The sequence below is a fragment of the Tannerella forsythia 92A2 genome (assembly GCF_000238215.1).
Lineage (GTDB): Bacteria > Bacteroidota > Bacteroidia > Bacteroidales > Tannerellaceae > Tannerella > Tannerella forsythia.
Genome location: NC_016610.1, coordinates 779,269 through 805,087 on the forward strand (window position 1 = coordinate 779,269; position 25,819 = coordinate 805,087).

At 50.4% G+C, this 25,819-nt stretch carries 13 protein-coding genes, 1 tRNA gene and 1 pseudogene; 4 read left to right on the top strand and 11 right to left on the bottom strand.

Annotated features, from left to right (window positions below):
• Window positions 1–61: 61 nt before the first annotated feature.
• Together BFO_RS03195 and BFO_RS03200 are read right to left on the bottom strand one after the other, a co-directional pair.
• Window positions 62–3,538 (bottom strand): family 16 glycoside hydrolase, encoded by a 3,477-nt coding sequence (locus BFO_RS03195; protein ID WP_041590628.1) that lies wholly within the window; start codon window positions 3,536–3,538, stop codon window positions 62–64.
• Between the two features lie 94 nt (window positions 3,539–3,632).
• Window positions 3,633–4,889, bottom strand: coding sequence for a Gfo/Idh/MocA family oxidoreductase (locus tag BFO_RS03200; RefSeq protein WP_014224160.1), 1,257 nt, complete (start codon window positions 4,887–4,889; stop codon window positions 3,633–3,635).
• Window positions 4,890–5,510: 621 nt separating this feature from the next.
• On the opposite strand from BFO_RS03200, the gene BFO_RS03205 reads away from it, so the two are divergent.
• The 3 genes from BFO_RS03205 to BFO_RS03215 all read left to right on the top strand — a co-directional run bounded on the left by BFO_RS03205 (window position 5,511) and on the right by BFO_RS03215 (window position 12,036).
• Window positions 5,511–8,738 carry a TonB-dependent receptor gene (locus tag BFO_RS03205; RefSeq protein WP_244262942.1) on the top strand — a complete coding sequence of 1,076 codons (3,228 nt, stop codon included), beginning with the start codon at window positions 5,511–5,513 and terminating at the stop codon, window positions 8,736–8,738.
• A gap of 8 nt (window positions 8,739–8,746) precedes the next feature.
• Window positions 8,747–10,378, top strand: a complete 1,632-nt coding sequence (locus BFO_RS03210; protein ID WP_014224162.1) for a RagB/SusD family nutrient uptake outer membrane protein — start codon at window positions 8,747–8,749, stop codon at window positions 10,376–10,378.
• A 113-nt stretch (window positions 10,379–10,491) separates the two neighbouring features.
• On the top strand, window positions 10,492–12,036 hold the full coding sequence (locus BFO_RS03215; protein WP_014224163.1) for a sulfatase family protein: 1,545 nt from the start codon (window positions 10,492–10,494) through the stop codon (window positions 12,034–12,036).
• Window positions 12,037–12,150: 114 nt separating this feature from the next.
• Here the strand turns inward: BFO_RS03215 and BFO_RS03220 are convergent, their stop codons facing one another.
• The 8 genes from BFO_RS03220 to BFO_RS03255 form a co-directional block, all read right to left on the bottom strand.
• Entirely contained in the window at window positions 12,151–12,564 is a 414-nt protein-coding gene (locus BFO_RS03220; RefSeq protein ID WP_014224164.1) for a lipocalin-like domain-containing protein, read from the bottom strand.
• Between the two features lie 245 nt (window positions 12,565–12,809).
• The gene (locus BFO_RS03225; protein WP_014224166.1) at window positions 12,810–16,274 is read right to left on the bottom strand and encodes a DUF6383 domain-containing protein; all 3,465 of its coding nucleotides are present in this window, start codon (window positions 16,272–16,274) and stop codon (window positions 12,810–12,812) included.
• A 360-nt stretch (window positions 16,275–16,634) separates the two neighbouring features.
• A complete protein-coding gene (gene porW / locus BFO_RS03230) occupies window positions 16,635–20,117 on the bottom strand; it encodes a type IX secretion system periplasmic lipoprotein PorW/SprE (protein WP_014224167.1) in 3,483 nt (1,160 codons plus the stop codon).
• A 96-nt stretch (window positions 20,118–20,213) separates the two neighbouring features.
• Window positions 20,214–21,338: a lysophospholipid acyltransferase family protein gene (locus BFO_RS03235; protein WP_014224168.1), complete on the bottom strand. Its 1,125-nt coding sequence runs from the start codon at window positions 21,336–21,338 to the stop codon at window positions 20,214–20,216.
• On the bottom strand, window positions 21,328–22,647 hold the full coding sequence (locus tag BFO_RS03240) for a phenylacetate--CoA ligase family protein (RefSeq protein WP_014224169.1): 1,320 nt from the start codon (window positions 22,645–22,647) through the stop codon (window positions 21,328–21,330). The genes BFO_RS03235 and BFO_RS03240 overlap by 11 nt, the downstream gene beginning before the upstream one ends.
• Before the next feature lie 12 nt (window positions 22,648–22,659).
• Window positions 22,660–23,031: a hypothetical protein gene (locus tag BFO_RS03245; protein ID WP_014224170.1), complete on the bottom strand. Its 372-nt coding sequence runs from the start codon at window positions 23,029–23,031 to the stop codon at window positions 22,660–22,662.
• 3 nt (window positions 23,032–23,034) lie between these two features.
• The gene (locus tag BFO_RS03250; protein ID WP_014224171.1) at window positions 23,035–24,582 is read right to left on the bottom strand and encodes an HAL/PAL/TAL family ammonia-lyase; all 1,548 of its coding nucleotides are present in this window, start codon (window positions 24,580–24,582) and stop codon (window positions 23,035–23,037) included.
• 31 nt (window positions 24,583–24,613) lie between these two features.
• A tRNA-Ile gene (locus BFO_RS03255) sits at window positions 24,614–24,687 on the bottom strand.
• Between the two features lie 188 nt (window positions 24,688–24,875).
• Between BFO_RS03255 and BFO_RS16555 the strand changes: the two are divergent.
• Window positions 24,876–25,055, top strand: a pseudogene (locus tag BFO_RS16555) (transposase); the annotation flags it as partial.
• A 53-nt stretch (window positions 25,056–25,108) separates the two neighbouring features.
• Here the strand turns inward: BFO_RS16555 and BFO_RS03260 are convergent.
• Window positions 25,109–25,714, bottom strand: coding sequence for an ABC transporter permease (locus BFO_RS03260; RefSeq protein WP_041590630.1), 606 nt, complete (start codon window positions 25,712–25,714; stop codon window positions 25,109–25,111).
• Window positions 25,715–25,819: the final 105 nt, after the last annotated feature.

The following is a 25,819-nucleotide window of genomic DNA, read 5'->3' on the forward strand; positions in this document are numbered from 1 at the left end:
TGGTAAAATTGATGTTGCAAAGATATAAATAAATTCGTACTCCGGTTTTACATGCTGCTTTTTATTTCAGTTCGCGGATGCGGATATTCCGGAATTTCACGGGCGATCCGTGTCCCAAAAAGCCGATATGGCCGGATTTGTTGAACAGTCCCGGATGGGCTTTGCCGTCCATCGTGCCGTTCTTTGCAGCCTCTTTCAGGTCGCCATCCACGATGACTTCGCCGTTGAGGGTGACTTTGATGCGGTTGCCGTCTGCCACGATCTCTTCGGTGTTCCATTCGCCCGTGGGCTTGAGGAACCCTCGGCGCGCGGGGATGACGCCGTACACCGATCCGTGATACTGATATTCGTGCAGGTCGCGATAGACCGGATGTTCACTGTCGAGTACCTGAATCTCCATGCCGACATAAGCGGCGTCGCCTTCCATGGGTGTGCGGATGCCGACGCCGTTGTTGGCCGCCGGCGTCAGCTGAAATTCGAAACGATAGACGAAGTTCGCATATTCTTTTTTCGTGTACAGGTTACCGCCGAATTTCGTATCGCCGGCTACGGAGATGCAGCCGTCTTCAATCGTATAATCGACCAGATTGCCTGTCCACTCGTGCATGTTCGTTCCGTCGAAAAGGATCTGAAAGCCTTCCTTTTCTTCTTCGGCCGAAAGGCGGAACGGCTCCGGACGATGCAGTTCCTTTACGTAGATGTTACGGTAGTATACTTTGCTGCCGTGCGCCTGCAATTCGATCTGTTCGAGCGCGGGGACGGGCTGCGAGCGATCCCAGTAGTTTTCCATCACGATATTATCGACGACGAGGATACCGTTCAGTCTGACAGTCACGCGGTCGCCCACCATTTTAATGTACATCGTGTTCCATTCGCCCAGCTTGTTGTCTGCCACAGTGAGTGGTTTGCTCGGATGCGTCTGGTTGTTATACAGTCCGCCCGATCCGACTTGCGCACCGACGTCGACACGCGACGTATCCCACATCTGTACTTGCGGCGTGCCGCGCAGATAGATGCCGGCATCGGGTTCCTTGCCGTCGGGGTCGAGCATCCAGTCCACGTACATCTCGAAGTCGCCGTATGGTTTCTCGGTACAGATATTGTCGTAACCCGTTCCGTCGAAGACGAGCAGGCCGTTTTCCACTTTCCAGTCGCGACGCATGGCCTCATCGGCTTTGGCTTGTTGTTTAGCCAGCTCGGCCGGTTTCATCTTTGCGCGGCTGACCGGATTTCCCACGAGTCCTTTCCATCCGGTCAGGTCTTTGCCGTTGAAGAGCGGAACGAAGCTCTGTGTTTTCGGCATCTCGTCAAGATGCTTGCGGATGGATTGACGCTGATAGTCGGCGTCGGGGTTACTCAATGATGCGGCGGCCTGCCTGAGCAGATTTTCCACCACCTCGCCCGTATATTCCGGATGGTCGAGCGCGATATTCATAACGGCTATGGCCGAAGTTTCTTTCAAGGCGGGTTCATTCATATACTCACCGGCGCAAAGGAGCGCGAAGTACGTGCCCGTTTTGCCCATCAACGAGATAATCCGGCGTTTCTCGGCGTCGGTCTTTGCCAACTCCAGCGCCTTGCGCAGATATATCATACGGTTCTCGCCCGTCATGGCGGGGTTCGAGGCCAGTTTCACATAACCGGCCAGCGCTCGGGTGAAATAATCCGAGGCCGAAGCGTCACGACAGATGTCTATCAGCGGAGTGGCGGCCTCGATGTCGTTCCAGTGAAGCAGCGCATCGAAAGCGGCTTCTTTGGCTGCGCCGATGTTTTCGCCGAATCCTTTCACGATCATGTCCAGCGCGCGTTTGTCGCCGGCAGCTGCCAGCGGTGTATAGTAGAGGTGGCTCTTGCCTGCTCCGGCATTGAGCAGTCGGCGCGATAGCGTTTCAAACTGTTGCGAGGCCGTCTGCGACGATAACGCCGAGATGAGCGCCTGCTGTACGTTTTCTACCCCCGAGGGTTCGACCGTTTCGAGCATGCCGCACAGGTTCGTGATATCTTTTTCGCCCACGACATCCCTGAGTGCGGCGAATGCGGCCGTTTTTACTTCGGGTGAGGGCGATTGGGTCAGCTTCAACACATTGTTCAGGAAAGCGGTGGCTTTACGTGTGGACAGCAGCTCGAGGGCGGCGATTTTGCCTCTGTCCGAGGCCGACGGTATTGTTTTGACTACTGCCGGCGCGATATCGCCATGAGGGGGCATGGCCTGAAACGAGCGCAACGCCTGTTGCCCGAGCTTGATCAGATTCGTGTCGTTGCTTGCTAAAAGCGAGGCTAACGGGGCGATCGATTGCGAGTTGCCCAGCTCGACCAAGACCATCGCGGCCGCTTCTTTTACCGGGAATACGGGACTGTTCAACAACTTCTGAAGCGTTTGAATGCCGGTTGTCTCGATACCCGTTTCAACCGTATTGAGCATGTCGCGCTTCGTGGCGGAGGTTTGTGCTTCGCAACGCATCCAGTTCAGGATATCGGTCTGTAATTCCGGTTTCATTTTGGGCAGCGCCTTGATGAGATGGGTGTATAATGCTTTGTCTGCAAAGCGCGAGGAGGCTCGCAACGCCTCGCAACGGTATTCCCTCGACGGGTCTTTCAGCGCGTCGTTCAGCATCCTGAGGCCGCCTTTGTAGTCGGCCGCCCGCATGATGGCCTGCATCGCAGCGATATGGATACCGGTCTGTCCGGCATTCGTCGATTTCTTGAGGAGATCGGCCGCCGCTTTCACCCCTTCTTTGACATCGCCCTGCGCAATGACGCGGTTTATAAGGCGGATATACGCTTCGCCGGCGCCGGTCTTCTCCATCGTATAGCCGGCTTTCCGGGCTGCCGCGGCCAGCTCGGGCAGCGAGGCTTTTGTCCCTACTTTGCTCAGTGTTTCAAAGAGTACCTTCAGGGTCTCCGGCTGATTCGTATTCAGCAAGGCCTTCAACAGCGGTTCCGTACCGGCTGCGGGGACACGTCCCAATGCCTGAATGATGTTCCGTTCGGCTTCCTGCGACCGCGCGCTGCGGCTCTTCAAGGCTGCCTGCAGAGCCTGTGCGGCCGATTCGCTGCCGATGGCAGCAAGCGCCTGTGCGGCCGGCGCGCTCAACGCGTCGTCGGTCAGATAGCTTGACAACTTATCGACACAGGCGTCCGAACCGATATGTTCCAGCAAACGGATCGTAAAAGCTCTCGTTTCGCGGTCGTTCGTCTGATCCAGCGCCTTCAGACACGCATGTTCCATCGCGGTACGGGCAGCGGCCTGATCGGGGCCCATCACATAATTGGCCCATCCGTCCAGGGCATATTCCACAGCGATGTTATTGCCTTTGCCCGAAGGATCGAACCTTTTCAGCAGGCTTAATACGCCTTCTTCACCGGTGGCGGTCAGTTCGTGCATCAGCCGGTTGTAGTCGGTTTGTTGGTGTGCGGGCATCTGCGCCAGCACATCGGCGATGACCGTTTGCGTCGCCCGGTTGGCCGGGGTCTGTGCCGTCAGGCTTCCTGCATATAACGCCAGTGCACTGCTCAATATAATAAAGTACTTTCTCATTGATTTCATAGTTGATGATTATTTAAATTCATGAAAGGAACGCAGCCGTTCGCATCCGGAAGGATGGATGTCTGCATGCGCCCAACTTTCTCTGTTAGATGTTCCATGGCGCCCGCATCGGCTGGTCAAGTAACCGGTTGGCCTCTTCGTCGTTGATAAACTCAAGTTTTGCGGGGTCGAAGTGCAGGGTCCGGTTTAACCGGAGCGCTACGGCGCCCAGATTGACGATCGTCGACGAGCGGAAACCGTTGCGTTCGTTCAGCGCGAACGGCTGACGCGTCTTCACACACTCGATGAAATCGGTCTGTTGCGGAGCCGGTTCGGGATAATCGGCCAGTTTCTTCTCCCAGTTCGGGATATCACATACGAAATTCTTATATACGTTGCCGTTCGGTCCGGCGATGTAAGGCGTATCGGGGTTGCCGTAGTTGCCTCCCCAGAGCACGATCTGGCAGCCGTCTTCGTAAGTATAGGTGATCGATCGCCATGTACCGACGGCGTCGTGGTGTTGCTGCGGTGCATCCACTTCAACTTTGACGGGGCTGGTGTCGTCTTTCATCAGGAAATATTGCACGGGATCGATGTAATGCTGTCCCATATCACCGAGTCCTCCTCCATCGTAGTCCCAGTATCCGCGGAACGTCTGATGCACGCGGTGCGCATTGTACGGTTTATAAGGAGCCGGGCCGAGCCAGAAATCGTAATCGAGCTCCGACGGTACGGGCTGCGGTTCCAATGCTTCCTTGCCCACCCAATAGAATTTCCAGTCGAAGCCGGTATATTTGCTGATCGTTACTTTCAACGGCCATCCGAGCATGCCGCTTGCGATCAGTTTCTTCAACGGCTTCACCGGCGTGCCGAGACCGTAGAACGGATCGGAAAAACGGAACCAGGTGTTCAGGCGGAAAATCCGGCCGTATTGTTTCACCGCCTCCATCACGCGCTTCCCTTCGCCGATGGTACGTGTCATCGGCTTCTCACACCAGATGTCTTTACCGGCCTTCGCTGCTTCGACGGCCATGATGCCATGCCAATGCGGAGGGGTGGCAATATGCACGATGTCTACATTCGGGTCGGTAATCAGTTCGCGAAAATCATGATACGCCGCGATCTTGTCGGTCACCAGAGCTTTTCCCAGCTCCAAGTGATTTTTGTCTACATCGCAGACCGCCACAAGGCGTGTGCCTGCATAACTGAGATGTCCGCGCCCCATGCTTCCGGTACCGATAATCCCTTTGGTCAACTGGTCGCTCGGCGCAATAAATCCTTTCCCCAACACGTTGCGGGGCACGATAGTGAAAAGTGCCGCACCACCCAGAGTCTTCAGAAAATTCCGTCTGTTTGTTCCCATAGATAAATTGTATGATTAGAAAGTTCAGTTCATTTATTTTTTCGGCTGACAAATCTACAAAAAAAATGTGGTGTGTATGTTTGAAAAACGTTTCATTACAGGATAACCGGGAGAAAACATTAATTTATCATGATCTATGCTTCTGAAAATTCGTGGTGTATCTTTTTCCTCCAATCAAAAACGGAAATGATTTCAAGCTATTTTTCTCTGATGAGTGGAGAGCATAACCATCTTTAACGCATTCATAATTTTGGGGGATGAAAGGCTGAGCGATATCGTTCCAAGATATCTTGAATCACTTAAAAAAACATAATTGCAAAGGATGGATTAGAGGTTTTCTTTTGTTCTTTTGTACTCTTATCAACCGTGAGACTCGATATGTTTCGTAAAAGACGGTCTTCTTTCTTTTTTTTAATGGGTGGATAAAGAGGAAAAAAGACTCTGGGAAGCACGATGTCTCGGATAGAAAATGAAAAACAATTGTTAAACTATTTTTTTATGGAGCAAAAACATTTTTTTAAACGATGTTCATTAACAAAACCGGTAATCTTTCTACTGTTTTTGTTTATGACGACGAGCACTGCTTTTGCACAAATTACCGTGAATCTGCAAAACAGGCCTTTGCGAGAGACATTAAAAGAGATTGAGAAGGTAAGTGATTACAAATTCTTTTACAACGAATCGCTGCCCGACTTAGAGAAAATCGTTTCTCTGCAAGTTACCAATGCCGGCATTGACGAAGCCATGAAGTTCTTGCTTTCGGGCACAAGTATCGAATACCGGAAGGGTGAGAAGAACATTATCGCGTTAGTCGAAAAGAATGCGTCGGAAGGGCAGCAAAAGTCTCCGGCACAGAGCCGCAAGAGGCCGGTTAAAGGACGTGTTGCGGATGCCTCGGGCGAACCTGTGACCGGTGTTACGATTGTAGAGAAGGCTAATCCTTCGAACGGAACGATTACCGATGTGGACGGTCATTTTACGATCGACGTACAGTCGGATGCCGTATTGCGCATTTCGTATATCGGTTATCGCGATCAGGAAATCCCAACGGCCGGAAAGACATCGTTCGATATCGTGATGCACGAAGACACGAAGCAACTGGACGAAGTGGTTGTGGTAGGTTATGGCGTACAGAAGAAAGTGAATATCATCGGTTCTATCGCACAGGTAGACGGAGAGAAAATCAGTCAGCGCACGAATGCCAATATCACGAATGCGTTAACCGGTATGATGTCGGGCGTTACGATTATTCAAGGTTCCGGTGCTCCGGGCAATCCGTCGAACAGCGTGCAGATACGTGGAGTCGGTTCGTTCGGTGCCAGCCCTACGGCCTTGGTACTGGTTGATGGGATTCCCGGTTCGCTTGCCGATATTAATCCTGCCGAAATAGAAAGTATTTCAGTCTTGAAAGATGCTTCTACGGCGGCGATTTACGGGGCACGTGCTGCGAACGGTGTGATTCTGATCACTACCAAAAGCGGAAAAGAAGGGAAAGTACAGGTTTCGTACAATGGCTATGTCGGGTTCAACCGGCCGACAGCGTTCCCTGATCTGGTACCTACGTGGGAATATGCTCAACTGCTTAACGAAGCTTCGAATTCGACCGTGTATACCGACGAGCAGATCGCAAAATTCAAGGATGGTTCCGATCCGGATCATTATGCTAATGAGAATTATTTGAAACGCGTATTCGATCGTGACGGATTGCAGACAAGCCACGATCTCAACATCAACGGCGGAGGAAAAACGACCCGTTATCTGCTTACTTTCGGTTATCTGAAACAAAACGGTCTGATCGCCAAGAACGACTATACACGTTACAATGCGCGCGTGAACCTGACAACCGAGTTGTTGCCCAATCTTAAACTTACGACACGCATCAACGGCGTGATGTCGGAGCGTAATGAACCGGCTATTCCGGCCGGCGACGATGCTGACGATATGGAAGGTATCATCATCAAGGCTCTTCGCTTTCCGGGAGTGACACCGGTCAAACTCAGCGACGGAACGTATGGAAAAGGACAGGAAGTGCACGGAACGCCTCCGGCATGGATCGAAAGTCCTTCGTTCTACTCGTTGCCGCAGTATAAGACCACGGCCAATGTATCGTTGACGTATCAGCCACTCGAATTGCTCGAACTGACAGCGATGGGAGGGATTACTTACGGGAATTATGAGGAAAAACGTTTCCGTTCTACGTTGAAGATTGAAGGCGGACGCGTCTTAGGACCTTCTTTCTTAGAAAACCGGATGCAGCGCAGTCTGTATAAGACGTTTCAGGCTACGGTAAATTACGGTCGGAAAATAGGACAGCACAATTTCTCGCTTCTTGCGGGATATTCTTTCGAGGATTATTCCGATCGTTGGCTGAAAGGGTTTCGGGATAATTTTGCATCGAACGATCTGCCATATCTCGATGTTGGTGCGCCGGACAATCAGAAGGCTGATGGTGCCGGGCAAGAATGGGCTTTGCAGTCGCTCTTCGGACGGTTGAACTATAATTATGCAGAGCGTTATTTGCTGGAAACGACGATGCGTTACGACGGTTCGTCACGTTTCCCGAAATCGAAGAAATACGGATTCTTCCCTTCGGTTGCTTTAGGATGGCGACTAAGCGAAGAAACTTTTATACGTAAGAATGAAAAAATGAGCTGGCTGACCAACTTGAAATTAAAAGCTTCGTGGGGTGTGCTCGGGAATCAGAACATCGGTATTTATCCTTATCAGACGCTATATGATCTGGGACGTAACTATCCGTTCGGCAATACGTTCTCCTCGGGGGCTTCAATCACGACCCTTACCGATCCCAATCTGCGCTGGGAGAGCACGCGCACGTGGGATATGGGCTTTGAAAGTTCGTTATGGAACGGATTGCTTTCTTTTAACGTGGCTTACTTTAACCGGTATACTTACGATATTCTGTATGCTCCATCGGGAAGTGTTTCGTCTGTGCTGGGACTGAACATCTCGCCCATCAATACCGGATCGCTGACAAACCGGGGGCTGGAGTTAGAGGTCGGTCATCACCTGAGTAGCGGTGACTTTACTCTCGATGTGCAGGGTAATTTCAACATTGTCCAGAACGAAATAGAAACCCTCGGCGTAGGCGATGTAAAGCAATTGAATGGACTTGTTGGAAGCGGTGGATTATACATCGGTCATCCGATGCAGGTTTATTATGGCTATCAAACTGACGGAGTATTTCTGGATGCCGACGATGTGAAGACGTGGGCTGATCAGACGAAAGTCACACCTAAGGCGCAGGTGGGCGATATTCGTTACAAGGATATCAACGGTCCTGATGGGGTGCCTGACGGGAAAGTCGATCCGAATTACGACCGGGTAGTGCTGGGTACACGTATTCCTAAATATACGTTTGGCTTGGGCATCCAAACATCGTATAAAGAGTTCGATGCTGCGGTTCAGATGCAGGGGGTAGCCGGAGTGAAAGGGATGTTGAGCGGTGTGGCGGGATTCGCCATGTGGCAGGAAGGGAATGTGCAGCGTTGGCAGGCTGACGGACGTTTTCGTTCCGATATCCCAGAGCGTTATCCGTCGTACCCGCGTCTCGAAACGGTTTCGGGCGGAGGAAGTCCGAATACCGAGGTCTCCGACTTCTGGGTACGCGATGCCTCGTATCTGCGTGTGCGCAACGTGCAGTTGGGATACACATTGCCGAAACAGTGGCTGCATGCGTTACACATTTCGGGTGTGAGAATATATGTATCGGGCGAAAATCTGCTTACCTTAAGCGGATATCCCCGCGGATGGGACCCGGAAATCAACACCAATGGCCGGTATTATCCGATTCAGCAAACTTATACATTGGGTTTAAACATTAAATTCTGATAACAACTATGTATACGAAAATAGTGAAATATATATGCCTTCCCGCTCTGCTGATCGGGACATGGGCAGCTTGCGACTTGGAACGCAATCCTCTGAACCGGTTCTCAGACTCTACCATCTGGTCGAGCGAAGAGAATGCGAAAGTAGCCTTGACCGGTTTGTATCGCGGTGATATCCTGTTTAACGCTCCGGAATATCAGCCTTCCGACTGGTGGAGCTACGGCGGGCTCGTTTTTCTGGAGTTTGCCTCCGATAATTTGTATGACCGACGTAATAATGCCTCGAATTTCTTCCGTCTGTCCAACGGACAGCTTGTCGCCAATAATCCGTTTGTGGCACGTTACTGGAAGAATACGTATAAACGCATTACCCAGTGCAACCGTTTTCTGGAGAATATCCGCAGCCTGCCCGAGACCGACGTGACGAGGCGTTATGCGGCTGAAGCCCGCTTCATCCGCGCCTGTCAATATTTCTATCTCTCGCAGTATTTTCAAGAAGTGCCGTTAGTGACCAAGGTGCTGACACGGGATGAGGCTAATACGGTGGAGAAGAACGGTAGCAAGGAAATCACGAAATTTGTAATCGATGAGTTAAAAGCCGCCGTAATCGATTTGCCTCGTTTCAAAGATCTGTCGGTCGAGCAGGTCGGCCGTGCCAGCAAACAAGCGGCATTGGCTTTTCTCGGACGCACCTATCTCGCAGAAAATAAATGGAATGAAGCGGCTGCGGTTTATAAAGAGATTATCGACTATGGTGACAATGAACTGGCGGCCGACTATTCGTCACTTTTCATACCGAAGGGAGAGAACAGCCGTGAAAATATCTTCTCGATGCAGTATATTGAAAGTCTGGCCGGACAGTCGATGCCTCAACATGCTTTACCCGCTAAAGACGGAGGATGGTGCATCATCAATGTGCCGGCCTCGTTGTTCGAAGCTTATGAGTTTACCGATGGTACGAGCTTTTCTTACGACAGTCCGTTATACGATCCGAAAGACTTGGGCAAGAATCGCGACCCGCGTCTTCGCTACACCATTCTCTATAATGGTGCAATGTTTATGGGGAAATCTTACGTCAGTCATCCGGACTCGGCTTCCAGCCCCGACCGTGTGATGGGCGGACAGACTACCCAGACGGGCTTTATGATGCGTAAGTATTTTGATGAAACATATAAAGGGAATTTGCAGGAATATGGCGGAAACCTGCCGGTAATTCGTTATGCCGAAGTGTTGCTCGGCTACCTCGAAGCCAAGATGGAAGCAGGCGATGCTATCTCTCAGGCTCTGCTTGATCAGACGATTAACCGTGTCAGAGGACGTGTCTCGGTCAATATGCCGAAAATTACGCTGACCGATGTCGCTTCGCTTCGTCCTGTGCTGCGAAACGAACGTCGGGTGGAACTGGCTTGCGAAGGTATCCGTTATTGGGATATTCTACGTTGGAAGATCGGGGACGAAGTGTTGACCAAAGACGTTTACGGAGCGCCTTTCCCCGGAGCGAAGCGGACGCGTGTAAAGCCGGGTGACCAGCCCGATCCGCACGGTCGATGGTTTGTGAACACAAGAAACTTCCGTTCGCCGCAGGACTACAAATGGCCAATTCCGCAGGCGGAGCAGGACATCAACCCGAATTTGCGCTAAATGGCTGCATGGAACAGGTAAATTGACTAACTTTGCCGGAACATTACGCTCCGGCAAAGTCGTTTTCTTCGGAACACGCTTTTTTGAATTGATCAATAATAAAACATAAATATATGAATAAACATCTTCTTCCGAAAGCCGGTCTGTTGACCGCTTCGGCCCTTACGCTGGCCTCGTTGCAGGCGCAAGAGAACGAACGGCCGAATATCGTATTGATTTATGCCGACGATATCGGGTTCGGCGACTTTTCATGCTACGGCGCTACCTGCGTTCAAACACCTCATACCGATGCGCTCGCAGACAACGGCGTGCGATTCACCAATGCGCACTCGGCTGCCGCCACCAGCACTCCTTCGCGCTACGGTCTCTTTACCGGAGAATACCCGTGGCGCAGAAAAGGCACGGGGATTGCCGCGGGCGATGCCGCGCTGATCATCCGTCCCGACCGGCTGACGCTGCCCAAAATACTCCGTCAGGCCGGATACACCACCGGAGCCGTAGGCAAATGGCATCTGGGGATGGGCGCCGAGAACGGCAAACAGAACTGGAATGAGCGCGTAGCTCCCGGACCGGCCGAGGTAGGGTTCGATTACTCGTACATCATGGCGGCTACGGGCGATCGTGTGCCGTGTGTCTACATGGAGAATCAGCGTGCCGTCAACCTCGATCCCAACGATCCGATCTCCGTCAGCTATACGCAGAACTTCGAGGGCGAGCCTACCGGAAAAGAAAATCCCGAGCTGCTGACGAAATTGAAGCCCAGCCCTGATCACGGTCACAACCAGAGCATTGTGAACGGTATTTCGCGTATAGGCTACATGAAAGGCGGAAAGGCGGCGCTGTGGGAAGACGAGAATATTGCCGACAGCATCACGGTGCACGCCGTGCGCTTCATCGAGAAGAACAAAGACCGTCCGTTCTTCCTCTATTTCGGGACGAACGATGTGCATGTGCCGCGTTTCCCGCACCCTCGTTTCCGCGGAAAGACCGATATGGGACATCGCGGCGATGCCATCGTGCAGTTCGACTGGTCGGTGGGCGAGGTCGTGCGGGCATTGAAAGAGGCGGGTATCTTTGAGCGTACGCTGATCATCCTTTCAAGCGATAACGGCCCGGTAGTAGACGACGGTTATGCCGATGAGGCCGTTGCGCGTCTCAAGAATCACAAGCCATGGGGCCCGTTTCGCGGCGGAAAATACAGTACGTTTGAAGCCGGAACGCGTGTGCCGTTTATCGTACACTGGCCCGGACGAGTGAAAGCCGCCACGTCACCCGCGCTGGTTTCGCAAATCGATATGACGGCCACGCTGGCCCGTCTTGTCGGGGCGAAAAACATCGCGGATATTCCTGCCGACAGCCGCGACCAGCTTCCCGCATGGTTAGGCAAAGACCTGAAAGGACGGGAATATGTGATCGGTGCCGGCTCGTCGCTGACGGTGTTGACGCCCGAATGGAAATACATCGAGCCAAGTCAGGCATCACCCTACAATGTGCTGACAAATACTGAGCTGGGCAATCATCCCGAAGAGCAGCTCTACCATATCGTGACCGACCGCGGCGAATACGACAACATAGCGAAGGAAAAGCCTGAAATCGTCGGTGAAATGAAGACGATTCTCGAAAAAGAGAAAAGCAAAGGCGTGGGAATGGAACTGTAAGCGACGAGAAGTATTTCTCGTGTGTTTTTTTAATGTGATTGAGGAGGAGGACTGTCGGGAGGACCATCCTCCTTTTTTAGTTCCGGATAGGAGGAGCTGAATCGGAAGCGAGTGTCAGTATCGGCGAAATGTATACGTCGTGTCGCCGGCATGCAGTATCAGCCGACGGCCGTCGATGTAATCGACAGTAAAAGTACGCCGGGCGTTAGGCCAGTCGGTATGCGGAAGGAAATCCTTGACCAGAATCGTATAATTCGTCAGCTCTAATTTTAACGTATGCTCTTCGGGTTGTACCTTATACCCGTAGGTGTAGAAGTAATCGTTTGACAGAGGACGGTATATCTGATACATAAACAGCGATTCGGACTGGAAGTTATACCATACGGTATCGACCTGTGCGATGCTCCCTTGTGCCTCGACGGTTTGCAATTGCCATTTACCCATCAGCCGGTCACTGACCTCGTGCCGGCATGCCACACATAGCCATGCGATGAGCAGCATCCCGATGCCTCGTTTCATTCCTCTCATGTTCTGTTTCTTTTTCTTTACTCCGACAAAGGTACAAGACTCTTTTCGTTTGCCCAAACTGTCCGTGTATACCTTTCATGCCGGCAAAGGCTGCCTTAAGATATTACTCTCGGATAACCGAAAAAAAGCGGATATCCTCCCGACATCCGCTTTTTCTTGGTGTAGAATCTTAAAATTCTAAAACTCCAATACTATGAAAAAAACTTTATTCAAGCATGCCGAAAAAGAACGGCACGTTTCTCTTTTTACCGTATCACCACCTTCTGTCTGATTTGTCCGTCGAGGGTAACGATGTATACGCCTTTCGCTAACGGAATCGAGGTTTCTCCCCGGGCGATCTGTGTCCGATGAACGAGCTGTCCGGTGACCGAGTAAATCTGTGCGTCCGTTGCTTTTGCGGTACGGATATGAAGCGCACCCTCTTCCGTACGGAGGGCGTAACCGCGATCGATCGAGACGTTCGAGACGGGACTCACACCCGTGAGTTGAATCGTCAGCGGCTCGACCACTTTGGGAAAGACGAGCGTCACCGTTCCGTCTTCGTTATGGGTGATGCGGATACCACCTTGTTGTTCATCGCGTGTCTTCGAGTCCGTCTTCACCTGTATGTATTTCAGGCTATAGCCTTCGGCCGGGGTGAGCCTCATCGTAAAGTTTTTCTGGCTTTCGATATAATGAATACCTGCGCCGGGAACCGTCGTTACGTTCGGATACGTACCGATCACAATCTCATGTACAACGTTGGGGTGTATCGTATTCGGATGATATTCGTATGCTCCCATATCTACGATATCGTCATAAATCCTGGCCAGACTGCCCAGATCGAGACCGAGAGCTTCGGTATACCCTGCCTTGGCCGGATGGAGCAGCACGGTCGAGGTTCGGTTGCGGAATCCCGACAGCACGAACGGGTTATAGCCGCTGTTCACCGAAGGACTGGTGCTCGAGAGGCGGTAGTTGCCGTCGCTGCGAGGCGTCAGATCGTCGTCGTATCCTTTGCGACGGAATACGGGGTTGCGATCGATGTTTCGTCCGCCATCTTTTCCGAGCGTTGCACTCCATCCGCCTACATTACAATGGCTCCATACGGGCGTTCCGCCTTCGTTCATCACGTCGGACCCGAGTGCCCCACCCGTAAGGTTCCCCCAGAGGATGCTGTTGCGCAGATGGGGATCACCGCCGTTGTTATAGAGGCCTCCTGCCGTCGGGGCTATATTTCCGCTCACGGTGTTATTGACCGAGAGGAACGCACTTCCGCTATTATAGATACCGCCACCCGCTGTGGTGGCCCGGTTGTGACTGATTTCGGTGTTGTAGATCAGCGCGTCGCCCGTACGTCCCATGCAGCCGCCGTTATATCCGCCGCTGATATGGATGCCGCCTCCCAAGTTCGTCGCCGTATTGGATGTAATGATCGAGTTGGCTACGGTCCCCGAAGCCCCGTTCTTGAAGAGAATACCCGCTCCTTCCGAGGCCTCTCCGCCACGGATGATGAATCCGTCGACACGGGCATCGCGACTGACTCCGCAAGCGTTGTTCGTATAATTCGTCGATCCGTCGAAGACGACGACGTTGCTTCCGTTACCGTTCATGATCGTCTTATGCAAGGTGTAGTTCCGTTCGTTCAAATCCGTTTCCCATGCACCGAAGCCGCCGTAGATTTCGACACTGTCGTAATCGATCACATACGACTGGCCTTGCGGAGGCATGTAGTTCCCTTCGGCCACCCAGATACAGTCGCCCTGAGAAGCCAGGCCAAGCGCCTCATCGATCGTCGGGAAAGCATTCGGCCAGTTCGTTCCGTCACGGCGTCCGCCACGTACGTTCCGGTCGACAAAGTATCCGAGGTGCTTTTCGTGAAGCATCAAATCCATCACGAGGGTCGTGTCGCACGTCACTTCGTAAGCCCCCGTACCGGCTGTGGCCGAGAGATGAAGCGTGACCTTTTTCTGTCCGGTCGAGTTCCAAACTACCTTCGGACTGGCCGCTACCGATGTAGACGGGGTTCCGCCCTCGAAAGTCCACTTGATGCGTAGGGTAGGCATGTTGAGCATCGACTGATTCATCTTGATGCTGAACTGTTGCGGAACCCCGATCTTGGCCGGTTTGTTCGGTTGGCGCTTGATGGAGGCATTCCATTCCAGGTCAAGGACCCAACACGTATCGGTCAATGTTTGAAATTCCTGGTCCATTTCCAGAATATACATACCCGGTACGCGTGCTTTTAATATACTCAGGTCGGCTCCTTGTCGAATACTGCCGTCCGGCAAGGTCCATTTATAGTTAGCTGCATACCCTCCCAACAGATTAACAGGTCTAGCACTCGCCGCACAACGATAGATCGTATCCGGATCGAATTTCCAATCGCCGAATGCCGATAGATATCCGAGGGTAGCATAATGTTGCGTTAAGCTTCCGGAGAAATAGCCCAATGAGAATACCGACTCCGAGTTGGAGATGGTGACGACCTGATTGTCCGCTGCAACCGGGAGGGTGACACGCATATAGCTCCATCCGGCAATACCGGGGATCTGTCCCATCTGGTCGGCGGTAGCACCTGTGCTGGGAATACCGGCCAGCGTCATCAGATTATACGTTACTCCGCCATATTCGATTTCGAAATATTTCTCGCATGTATCCCGATAAGCCAGAAAGATGGCGTTTTTTTCATTGGCAAGCGGCGCCGGGAACTGATAGAAAGACAATTTGCTGGCTGCTACGCTGTAGATGCTGGGAAGCACGGCGCCTCCGGGATGATAGCTTTGCGAAGTCGTCTGCAAACAATAAGCGCGTTTGTTCGTTTTGATGCTGACGGCATAAGGAGGCTTATGCAATTCGCCCATGTTAAAGGCAGCTGCTTTGCCGGCCTGTAATCCTGCGCCGATCTGTCGCTGGCTTCCGTCCGGAAGATTGACGAATACATCTGTGCCGTCTTCGGTAGCCATAATATATACGCGATCTCTCGAGTATTGGGTACCCCAACTGCCTAACGTGGAATCGGAATAGGCCTTCACAATAGGATAAAGCGTGCCGGTTTTGTCGACCGGAACAATCTGATCGGCAACCATATCGTGATTCGTTACCTCTTCGGTCGAAGACACGGCAATCGGTTTATCTGATACAATTTTTGTTCCACCCAGTGTATTGAATGCATTCGCGGGGCCATGCCCTTTCTCCAAGTATTTAATCACATCGCCCTTATGTGGAAGCGTTACGGTATATGTACCGGCTGAAATATCAGCCGTTCCATTGCCGGTAGCAGTATTGTATTCCTTGACACAGTCTCGTGTCAAGGTAACTGTAACCGTTGTATTATCTTCTGTGGCCACAATGTCTATCTGGTCGAAAGCGTTCGGATAGTTGTTGCCTGTTCCGGGATCACCATTGATATAAAAACCATCGGTGGTTTGGGGCACAAAGAATTCCGTTCCCAATGCTGCTTTTCCTTTCAAGGTAAAGATATCTTTTGTCGCACTTGCATCAAACATATAATATGCAACCAGTTTCTCCGTCGATTCGATATGAATGCCACAGGGTACCACGTTTCCCGCATTGATCATCATATTTTCCACATTCGCAGTGGAGAAAGTCCGGTCAATAATGCGACGTGCCCCTTGACCGGGACCAATGTTGATAGTTTCCGAAAGTCCCGATTTGTAATAGGTGATCGTAACCCTTGCCGGACTATTAGTTGAGGTATTCGTAAACACGAAACCTCCGTTATTTAAAGTTTGAATTCCGGATTGTGGCGCTACAAACCAGAATTCGGTATCTTGCGATCGGAGGCCGGTTAAAACGCATAAGCACATAAACAGAAATAAAAGTTTCTTTCTCTTCATAATGTTATTTATTAATTGATATGAGCATGTTGACGTCAATGATCAAACGACTTGATGATTTTATGATTTATTATGATGCAAAGGTAATTATTTTATAGTGAAATATTCAGAGATTCGCCACTATTATCATTATTTAACATTATTCACAATTCACACATGGAGGAAATCATTGGTGATATTTGATAAAGTCTCAGTCCATCGGACGGATCAATCGGTATGGGAGCTGTCTGCTCACTTCCGTGTTCGGACTTTGCGGGCGGCAGCTTTTTCTTTTTGCGCTGTATTGCGTGCCGCTTTTTTTTCTCTCTGTCGCTGACGGTTGGCTTTTTCCTTCTCTTTCCGCTCTTTTTCTTTCTGCTTCAGGCGGTCCCTGGCTTCTTTGGCTTTCTGACGACGAAGCGTTTCGCGTTCTTTCAGAAGTTGCTTCTTTTGCTTTGCTGCTTCTTTACGCTTTTCTTCAAGGGATTTTTCCTTTTCCTCCTGCTCAAGGCGTTCTTTCTTTTCCGTTTGCATACGACGCTTCTGTAAATATTCGAGTGTGATCTCTTTCGGTTTGACGAGAACGGTATCTTGCGATGTCTGCGTTGTATCCGGAGAGACGGTCTGTTGTTCTTCTGTCGATACAGCCTGCTCCTCGACTTCGCGGACGTTCTTTTCTTCGGGTTCGACTTCTTCTGTTACTTCTTCAACAGGTTGTTCCTGTTCTTTTTTGATGAATGGCTCTTGCATTTCCCGTACTGTTTCTTGTTGCGAGAGGTGAATCTCTTCCGAAATTTCCTCTTTCGTTTCCTTTTGAGGGAACTTCTTTGTCTCAGACGTTTCAAGGTTCTCGGTATCGACCTCGGCCGCCTGTTCCACAGCGATGTCTTCGTGTGCAGTTTCTTTTTCATCGGCCGCCACCTGCATCCGCCAGCGGGCTACGAGCTCAGGCGCCTGCGCTCCGTATTTCTCGGCAAAGAATGCCATGTATTCTTCGAGCGTCTTACCGTGCAACAGGGTTTCGTAATTCTCGTCGGAGAACGGGAAGAACGATACGGCACGATCGATTGCCGAGGCATATCCTTCAGGTGCATAGATCATCGCGTAATAACTAAGCGTCTCTTCCAAGCTATTGAATCCGCTTATGATTAGCATGCTGAACGATCCGGCCTCTTCCATGATCAAGTCGAAGCTCTTAACTTCGAAATGGGCAAAGTTGTATGCAGCTACGGCGTAGAGCAACTGGTTGCGGTCGACGGCTCCGGTCGGGTAGAGTAAGACCATGCGGTGTGGCGACTGCGGATAGTCGACGAACTGCCGCGCCGAGTCGGCTGCCGACAGCTGTCCGTACTCGTCAAGCCCGAAGCGCAGGTTCCACTTCATGCCCGTCATATTGCCCTGCACTAATTGGCGACCGCGCAGGATACCTTTGAGCATCTCGTTGGCCAGCTCCGTCACATCGGCCGACGGATATTTCTCGACCAGTTTCTGCAAAGCATCTTTGAAACCTGCTGCGTCGCCGGACTGCACGTAGGTGAGCGCCTCGACAAACATGAATTTAGGCATCAGCGTGGCCAGCGGATATGTCTCGCTGAAATGACGGTAGCTGCGTCGTACAAACAAAGTGTCGTTCGCCAGGTAGTGATTGTAGGTCGTTTCGTAGAGTGAATCCTGTACCCGGTCCATCATGCGGATGTTGTATTCGTAGTTGGGGTCGGCCACGGCTTTGGCATAGTCACTCTCAGGGAAGACTTGTATCAGTTTGTTCTTGTATTCCGTTTCCAACGGTTGGTCTTTGTACCGAAGCCCCATCAGATATGACTGGAAGTAATAATCCATCCGGTATTTGTTTTCCGGAAAACGACGCTCCAGTTCCCTGAATGTCTCGACCGAGAGTTGTTTGTTCTCTAACTTGTCCTTGTAGATCATGCCCATGTTGAACAATCCGTCGGCAATGATGATGTTCGAGGCCTCCAAGTCTTCTTCCGAGAAAGGAATCTGTTGCAGATAATACTCGCGCGATTTCGGGTCGGACGATAGCGAATCCATCACCATTTGCATCGAATCGACAGGCGCCTCGATCGGATTGCCTTCCTCATCGAACTGCATCCGGTTCTCTTCGTCTACGCGTCGGTTTTCAAGCGGTGAAGCCATGTTCATGACTTTATCGCGGCGACGCCAGTCATCCTGATTCACGCGTTTGCCCCATTTATTCTGGAACTGTGTCTTACCCTGTGCCACGGTTTGGTCATTGTAAAAATAGAATGCGCCCCCCCCCGAATTAACGGAGAGCGATTGAAGGTTGGCTTGCATATTCGGACGTTGGCCGAAATCGTTGCCTCTCCCCTCCTGCTCGGCGAGATAGCGTTCTCGTCGCGCATCTTCAGCTTCCTTCTTTTCTTTTTCTTTGACTTCCTCTATGATTTTATCGATCATCGCCAACCGTTCCGACTCCGGCAGTTTGGCCAACGCCTGCAAACTGTCTTGCAGATGCACCGCTTCGACATGTACCACTAGTTCGTCCAACGCTGCCGACAACAGTGCCACACGATCATAGTCCTTATATTCTTTCCGGATGCCGCTCAGCGCACCGCTGAAACAAGGCTGTGCCTTTACATACTCTTTTTGGGCGAAATAGATATCGCCCAGTTTGATTTGGCAGATCGCGAGATCAAGTCCGCCCTGCATACTCTTTTCGATACCGAGAGCGTAGTTCGTGATCGCGTTGGCCGTATCGCTGCGACTCATATAGGCATTTCCGATAGCGGTATAGACCTGATCGAGAAAATCCTTGTTTTTATCGCTCCGGGCCATGCGATTCAGGATCTTCAGCACTTGCGGGTAACGGCCGGGTGGAAGCACTTCGGCTTGCCGGATACGCGCTGCAAACACCATCTCGTACGGGGCGTTCGAAGAGGCTACCTTCCCGAAAGTCTGATAAGCAGCCTCGTTTTGCCCCAGTTCCGCCTGCAACTGTCCGAGCAGATAGCGCATGCGAGTACGTTGGCGACGATTTTTTTCTTTCCCTATTCCTTTCTGCAATTCCGGTACAGCTTCTTCAAACCGTCCGCTTTTCACGAGGTAATCGGCATAAACGCGGTCATATTCCCCTTGGTTCGATGCAGGAAAGCCGTTTTCTTTCAGACGCGCCAAGGCTGTTTCCGTCTCATAGAGCCATCCCAACTCGGCATAGCAGCGTGCCTGCCATATCCGTGCCGCAGCGACCATTTCTTTGTCCGTTTCATAGTGACGGGCGATGTAGGAGAATGTAGCCGAGGCTTGCAAAAAGTCAGCATTGTAAAACTGTCCCTGTGCGATGAGCATCCAGCAATGCTTCAGGAATGGATTGTATTCCTCTTTGTTTTGCAACGCCAGTTGTTTCGGATCGTTACGCCATCCTTCCCTGCGTGCCGGCTTTTTTCGGATAGAATGTTGTTTGATTGCCTTATTCCCTTTCTCTATCGCCCGATCGAACGGGCCGCCCGTCTCGTTTTTGTCCTTCGGTTTCGCACTGATGGGGTACAGGAAGATTCGTTCGGTATAATTTTCCTTGTAGTTGTTGTACATGTCGGCCAACTGTTCGTCAAATGAGGTCTTACCGTTGAAATACGTGTTGTATCGGGCAGTAAAAGCATGCCACCGGCGGCTGGCCACCGTGTTCTTCTTCGTACTGCACGCTCCCAGTAAAAGCAGTGCCGTCCCTACCCATAAAAAAATATCGTAATATCTTCTCACGTTTTCTGTCGCTGTCTATCCTGTCTGTAAAATAACTGATTTCTTTTCGGTTTATTGTTCCGTTATGCATAAACCCGTACAAAAGCGAAATTACGATCATTTCGGTGCATTGTCAACCGGATTCGCGTAAATGCCAAGAAAAATATTGAGCAACGTGCTGCGATCTCCTTCGAGTTGTTGTAGCATTGCGTTGCAGCGCTCTTCGAAAATCTTCTTTGCTTCAAGGGTGTAGCGGTCAGCGTAGGTCGATGTACCGCTGCGCATGTCATGAGCGATGTAATTGTTATCGTAGAGTTTGTAATGCGCGTAGATTTGCTTATCGATCAACGAGGCGACTCCTTTATAGAACTCGTTGGCATGGCGTTGGCCGGATGGGAGCTGTTCGTACGTGATCGGATTGCCGAGGCTGAGATGTACCCTTCCCTTAGGTTGCATGATGCCGGTGAGGATGCTGTTCAGGTCTTCATCCGGTTGTTTGACATATTTTTCGCCGCCTTGCGAGAGATACAGTTCACGTGTCTTGAGGATATCGCACGGTTCTATTTGATACGAAATCGCCATAGGGACAATATTCAATTCACCGACAGAGCGAGGTAAGTCGGATTTGTCACTCATGCAGAACATTTTGATCATCCCTTGGTCCGTTGCGTCATGACCGTCCTTCGTACGTCCGTTACGCTGTGCGATCCAGACTGATTCGCCTTTTTGCGTGAGAGTGTGGCGGATGTATTCCGAGAGGAGCATCGAATTCTTCAGAAAATCATGGAGGTTGCTGCTGCGTATCACTTTAAACATTTTGTTGGCACGCCCGATGTTTGTGACTAATGCTTCCTGCATCAGGTTGCTGCCGAAAGTGATCTCCGTCGTACGAAAGCCATTGATATGCAGAATATATTGGAGCAATGACGAGTCAAGCATGATGTCGCGGTGGTTGGAGACAAAAAGGTATGGCTTTCGGGGGTCAAGGTGAGCGAAACTGTTTTGAGTCAACCGGGTGATCGAGCGGCGAACGATTTGTTCGTTCACGTAATACATCACGTTGAGTTGAAACTCGTCCGTTGTCCGGATAGTTCGTATCATCTCCCGCACTTCTTCGACGTCTCTGTCCGGAAAGATATAACGTGCCAGCAGTTCGAAGTGTTCGCTTTCGGCAATGACTTGCATCGCTTCCGGTATTTCCGAAGTACAGAAAGGACGGATATCGTTGAATTTATGATGCATGGCTCGCCGTATGTTTGCGTTTATCAATGAATTTCACAGGTTTGCGGCTCATGTCCGGATAATTGATCCGTCGTATCTCGCCGGCTTCGGCGATCTCGATCTCCGGAGCTACCCGTATGCGAGCACGAAAGCGGTCTTTCAACTCTTTCGTCACGTCGAACGACGGTTGTCCGCGCAGTCCGATCCGGACGACAATACGGTCGTTACCGTACTCGTTATCGCTGACTTCCATCACATAGTTCTCGACGTAGGGCGTCTGATCCAGCACGTCGAAGATGGCGGGCGGGTAGAGTGTTGTGCCTTTGTACTTCACCATATGGTTACGCCGTCCGATGATAGGGCTTATACGCATGGTTGTCCGTCCACAGCGGCACGGCTCGCAGTGGAAGCGTGCCAGATCCCCCGTCTTAAAACGCAATAACGGCATTCCTTCCACGCCCAGTGTCGTCACCACTAATTCGCCTTCTTCGCCTTCTTCGACGGGTGTTCCTTTTTCGTCGACCAGTTCACAGATGATCAGTTCGGGATGATGATGTCCGCCGCATCCGCAATGACACTCGGTGAAAGTGGTGGCCATCTCGGTAGAAGCGTAAGTAGAATACAGTTCGATGTCCCATTTCTTACGGATGCTCTCTCCTAACAAGTTGAACGAGAAGTCCTGTTCGCGCAGATTTTCGCCGATGCAGACGGCTTTCCGCACGCTCGAACGGCGATAATCGATGCCGTGCTTCTCAGCATATTCGATGATACGCAGGATGAACGACGGCACGACGATGATCGTGTCAGGGCAGATACGCCGGATCGTGTCCCATTGCAGTTCGGGGATACCGTTCCCGACACGAACGATACCCGCGCCCAGCTTGCGTATGCCGAGGAAGTATGCCAGTCCGGCCATAAATCGCTTGTCGATGGTTGTCATCAGCTGGAAGATGTCGCCCGGCTTGGCACCGGCACATTGAAAGGAGATTTGCTCGTTGTAAGCCAATCGCTCGAGGTCGGCATCCGTCATGGCAAACGTCACAGGGTCGCCAAGCGTCCCCGACGTGGTGATGTAGTCGATGATTTTATGCTGCGGCACGCAGATAAAGTCTTTGTTATACGTCTGAAGGTCGGATTTTTCGGTAAATGGAATCGCAGTCAGGTCTTTCAGGGTTCTGATTTTCTTTATGTCGATACGATATTGATTGAACATCCGCTGATAAAAAGTCGAATAATCGGACAGATAAGCTAAAGCAACCGCCAGTTTGGCTTCCTGAAACTGTTTGATGGTTGCGGCCGGTTGCGTTTCTATGCCGGGAGTGATGTTCATGCGTGCGACAAGTTATACAAATAGAGCCATGACTTCGTCTTTCGACAGTTGACGGTAAGTTGCCCGGTTACTTTCTCCCGTTGCTTTGGGAAAAGTCACTTCAAAATACTCCTCATCGTAAAACGAGAGTTTAGATTGCGTATCGGGATTACATTCCAAATAGCGAATATTGTTTATTTCTAAGTTCTTGCGTTCACAGATTTGACGGGCTAATGCATATCCTGCATACGTAACCGAAGTGCCGGGATTATCCTGATACAGTTCAGTGACAATGACCGTCTTTTTCCCTCCTTTATCTATGATTTTAAGACCGCATTTCGACACGACGTCCCACAGCCCATTAAATTCGAAGATTTCGTCGTAATATTTTTCGGGAACTTTCATGGCTTATATTCTTTTTCCTGAAGATTTTAAATAAGTAATCATTGTTTCGATCTCCCGGTATTTCGGCGTGTCGTCCGTAAAGACCGGAAAGAACGCACGGATTTCGTCGTAGACAGCGCGTGTCTTCTCCGCCATCCGCGGTTGCAGTTTCAGGTAGTCGACGGCTTGCACAAGCGCCATAAAATGGATGGCCATTACCTGATAGCCGTTCTCAATAACCGTTTTAGCCATCAAGGCTGCATTGGCACCCATGCTTACAATGTCTTGATTATCGTTGTTGTTCGGGATGCTGTGGATGTACATCGGGTTCGAGAGCGTCTGGCACTCGGCCGTTGTCGAGGTGGCCGTGAATTGTGCAGCTTGCAGGCCGTAGTTGAGTCCCAGTACGCCGAGATTCACGAACGGCGGCAAAATATCGTCGTTAATTCGATTATGAAACAGGTAGTTGAGTTGTCGCTCCGCCAGCATCGTCATTTTTGTCACGGCAATTTTTAACTTATCCATTTCGAACGAAATATAATCGCCGTGGAAGTTGCCTCCGTGATAGACGTATTGCGCCTCCGGATCTACGATCGGGTTGTCACAAGCTGAGTTCAGTTCATCGACGAGCACCTTCTCTGCGTAGGCCATCGTATCCCATATCGGACCTAATATTTGCGGCACGCAACGAAGCGAATAGTAAGCCTGTACCTTGTGTCCGAATACTTTCTCGGTATGCCGTTGAAACATTTCGATCTCGCGTTTACGCATCGCTTTGCTCCCGGCCGCCCACCGGCACATTTCACGTGCTATCTCCTGCTGCCCCTCGTGTCGCTTCGTCGCATTCAGTCCGGGCGACATCAGGTCATCGTATGATGATGCGATCTCATTCATCATCACCGAAGCGGCGATCGACCAATGTAGCAGCCTCTTGGCGTAAATCAGGTTCACCAGTCCGATCCCCGTCATGACCGAGGTGCCGTTCGTGGCCGACAACCCTTCGCGAATGTGGATATCGAGAGGAGCAAGTTTTTCTTTCTGCATCACTTCGGCTGCCGGCGTGCGCTTTCCCTTGTAAAAGACTTCGCCTTCGCCAATCAGGGTCAAGGCAATATGCGCCAGCTGCACAAGGTCGCCACTTGCTCCTACACTCCCATGTTCAGGAATGAACGGGCAGATATCACGATTGATAAACTCGGTCAGCAGTCGGACCAGATCCGTATGTACGCCGGAATAACCCTGTAAGAAAGTCGACAGTCTTGCGATCATGGCCGCTTTTACGTAGATCGGAGCCAACGGCTCTCCGGCTCCCGTCGAGTGGCTACGGATGATATTATATTGAAGTTGTTTCAGGCAACTGTCGTCTATACGGTATTGTGCCATCGGGCCAAAACCGGTATTGATGCCATAAATCACTTTGTCCGTCGAAAATTGACGTAAAAAAGTAAAGCAACGTTCTACTTTTTGTAACGACTCTGCGGATAGTTTTAGATGACTTTGCCCCAGCAGCAACCTCTCCACGTCGTGTATTGAAAAACCTTTCTCCGATTGATACGTAACGGTTTTTTCCATCTTTATACATTCTCTAAAAAAAAGCAAAACGTGGTCCCACTTGGGCTTGAACCAAGGACTCCCTGATTATGAGTCAGGTGCTCTAACCAACTGAGCTATGGGACCGATTCTTGGAAACGATGTTCAAAAATCGTGAGCAAAGGTAAGGGTTTTAATCGAAACCCGCAAATCTGTTTTTCACTTTCCCACAACAATTGATGACAATTAAACAGACATCAGGCATGGGAGAGAATGTATGGCTACCATATAGCCTCTCCAAATTGTCTGAGACTGTCTCAAAAGCGGATCCAAGGGAGATCATTGAAATCTATCGCAAACGTTGGCTCATAGAGCTGCTCTTCAAGTAGATCAAGCTGAACTTTCCATTGAAGATCTTCTATGGAGAGGGCGCCAATGCCATACAGATTCAGATTTGGACCACACTGGTTGCCAACCTCCTTTTGATGGTTATCCAGCGTAAGCTGACACGCGCGTAGAGTTTCTCAGGACTTGCCACATGATCGTATGTACTGATGTACTATCATATCTAACATCTCAAGCTTTTTTTGTACAATGTTATAGACAACAACAGCCCTAAGGTAACCCCAACAGATAGAACAAAGAGTGATATAAATATTCTCATCTTTGGTATCCCATATACAGATAGTACTGGAATTGCGATATAACTTGAGATTGGAAGGTAGGATAATATTTGAGTCATTTCAGTATCAGGGTTGCCTGCAACATACATCCCAAAATAAATAGTCAAGATAATTAGCATATTTCCTAATGGAGTCAAAAATCTACCTGCTTTGCTACTTGACAAAGTTGCGATAATAGAGAATATAGCTCCATTTAAAAGAATACCCAAAAAGAAAAAGAGAGGGAATTCAATGCCAACAGTGTTATGGATGTTTATCTGAATAAAAGACATAAGTGTATCGATTGGGGACACACTAGAATCATAGTGCCCAATATAGTTTGCATCATACCAAATCAGAACCAAGAAGTATCCTGCATAAGCTATAATCCATATCGCAACCTGTAACAATGATGCAATACTCATTCCCAAAATCTTGCCTAAAACTAAATACTTTGGGTCTATATATATGGATAGAACTTCTGCTAATTTATTACTTTTTTCCTCTGCCATACTCCGAAGTAGGTTGTTGTTGTATAAGATAAGGGTCAGATTGCTTATATCCAGCTGCTAAAGACAGGAGAGTAGATAGTTCATCTAGTTGGATATTATGAGCAT

Excerpts from the sequence above, each read along its gene's own strand:
- BFO_RS03200 (WP_014224160.1), bottom strand. The coding sequence starts at position 4,889 with ATGGGAACAAACAGACGGAATTTTCTGAAGACTCTGGGTGGTGCGGCA.
- BFO_RS03235 (WP_014224168.1), bottom strand. The coding sequence starts at position 21,338 with ATGCATCATAAATTCAACGATATCCGTCCTTTCTGTACTTCGGAAATA.
- BFO_RS03195 (WP_041590628.1), bottom strand. The coding sequence starts at position 3,538 with ATGAGAAAGTACTTTATTATATTGAGCAGTGCACTGGCGTTATATGCA.
- BFO_RS03220 (WP_014224164.1), bottom strand. The coding sequence starts at position 12,564 with ATGAGAGGAATGAAACGAGGCATCGGGATGCTGCTCATCGCATGGCTA.
- BFO_RS03240 (WP_014224169.1), bottom strand. The coding sequence starts at position 22,647 with ATGAACATCACTCCCGGCATAGAAACGCAACCGGCCGCAACCATCAAA.
- BFO_RS03210 (WP_014224162.1), top strand. The coding sequence starts at position 8,747 with ATGTATACGAAAATAGTGAAATATATATGCCTTCCCGCTCTGCTGATC.
- BFO_RS03250 (WP_014224171.1), bottom strand. The coding sequence starts at position 24,582 with ATGGAAAAAACCGTTACGTATCAATCGGAGAAAGGTTTTTCAATACAC.
- BFO_RS03245 (WP_014224170.1), bottom strand. The coding sequence starts at position 23,031 with ATGAAAGTTCCCGAAAAATATTACGACGAAATCTTCGAATTTAATGGG.
- BFO_RS03260 (WP_041590630.1), bottom strand. The coding sequence starts at position 25,714 with ATGGCAGAGGAAAAAAGTAATAAATTAGCAGAAGTTCTATCCATATAT.
- BFO_RS03215 (WP_014224163.1), top strand. The coding sequence starts at position 10,492 with ATGAATAAACATCTTCTTCCGAAAGCCGGTCTGTTGACCGCTTCGGCC.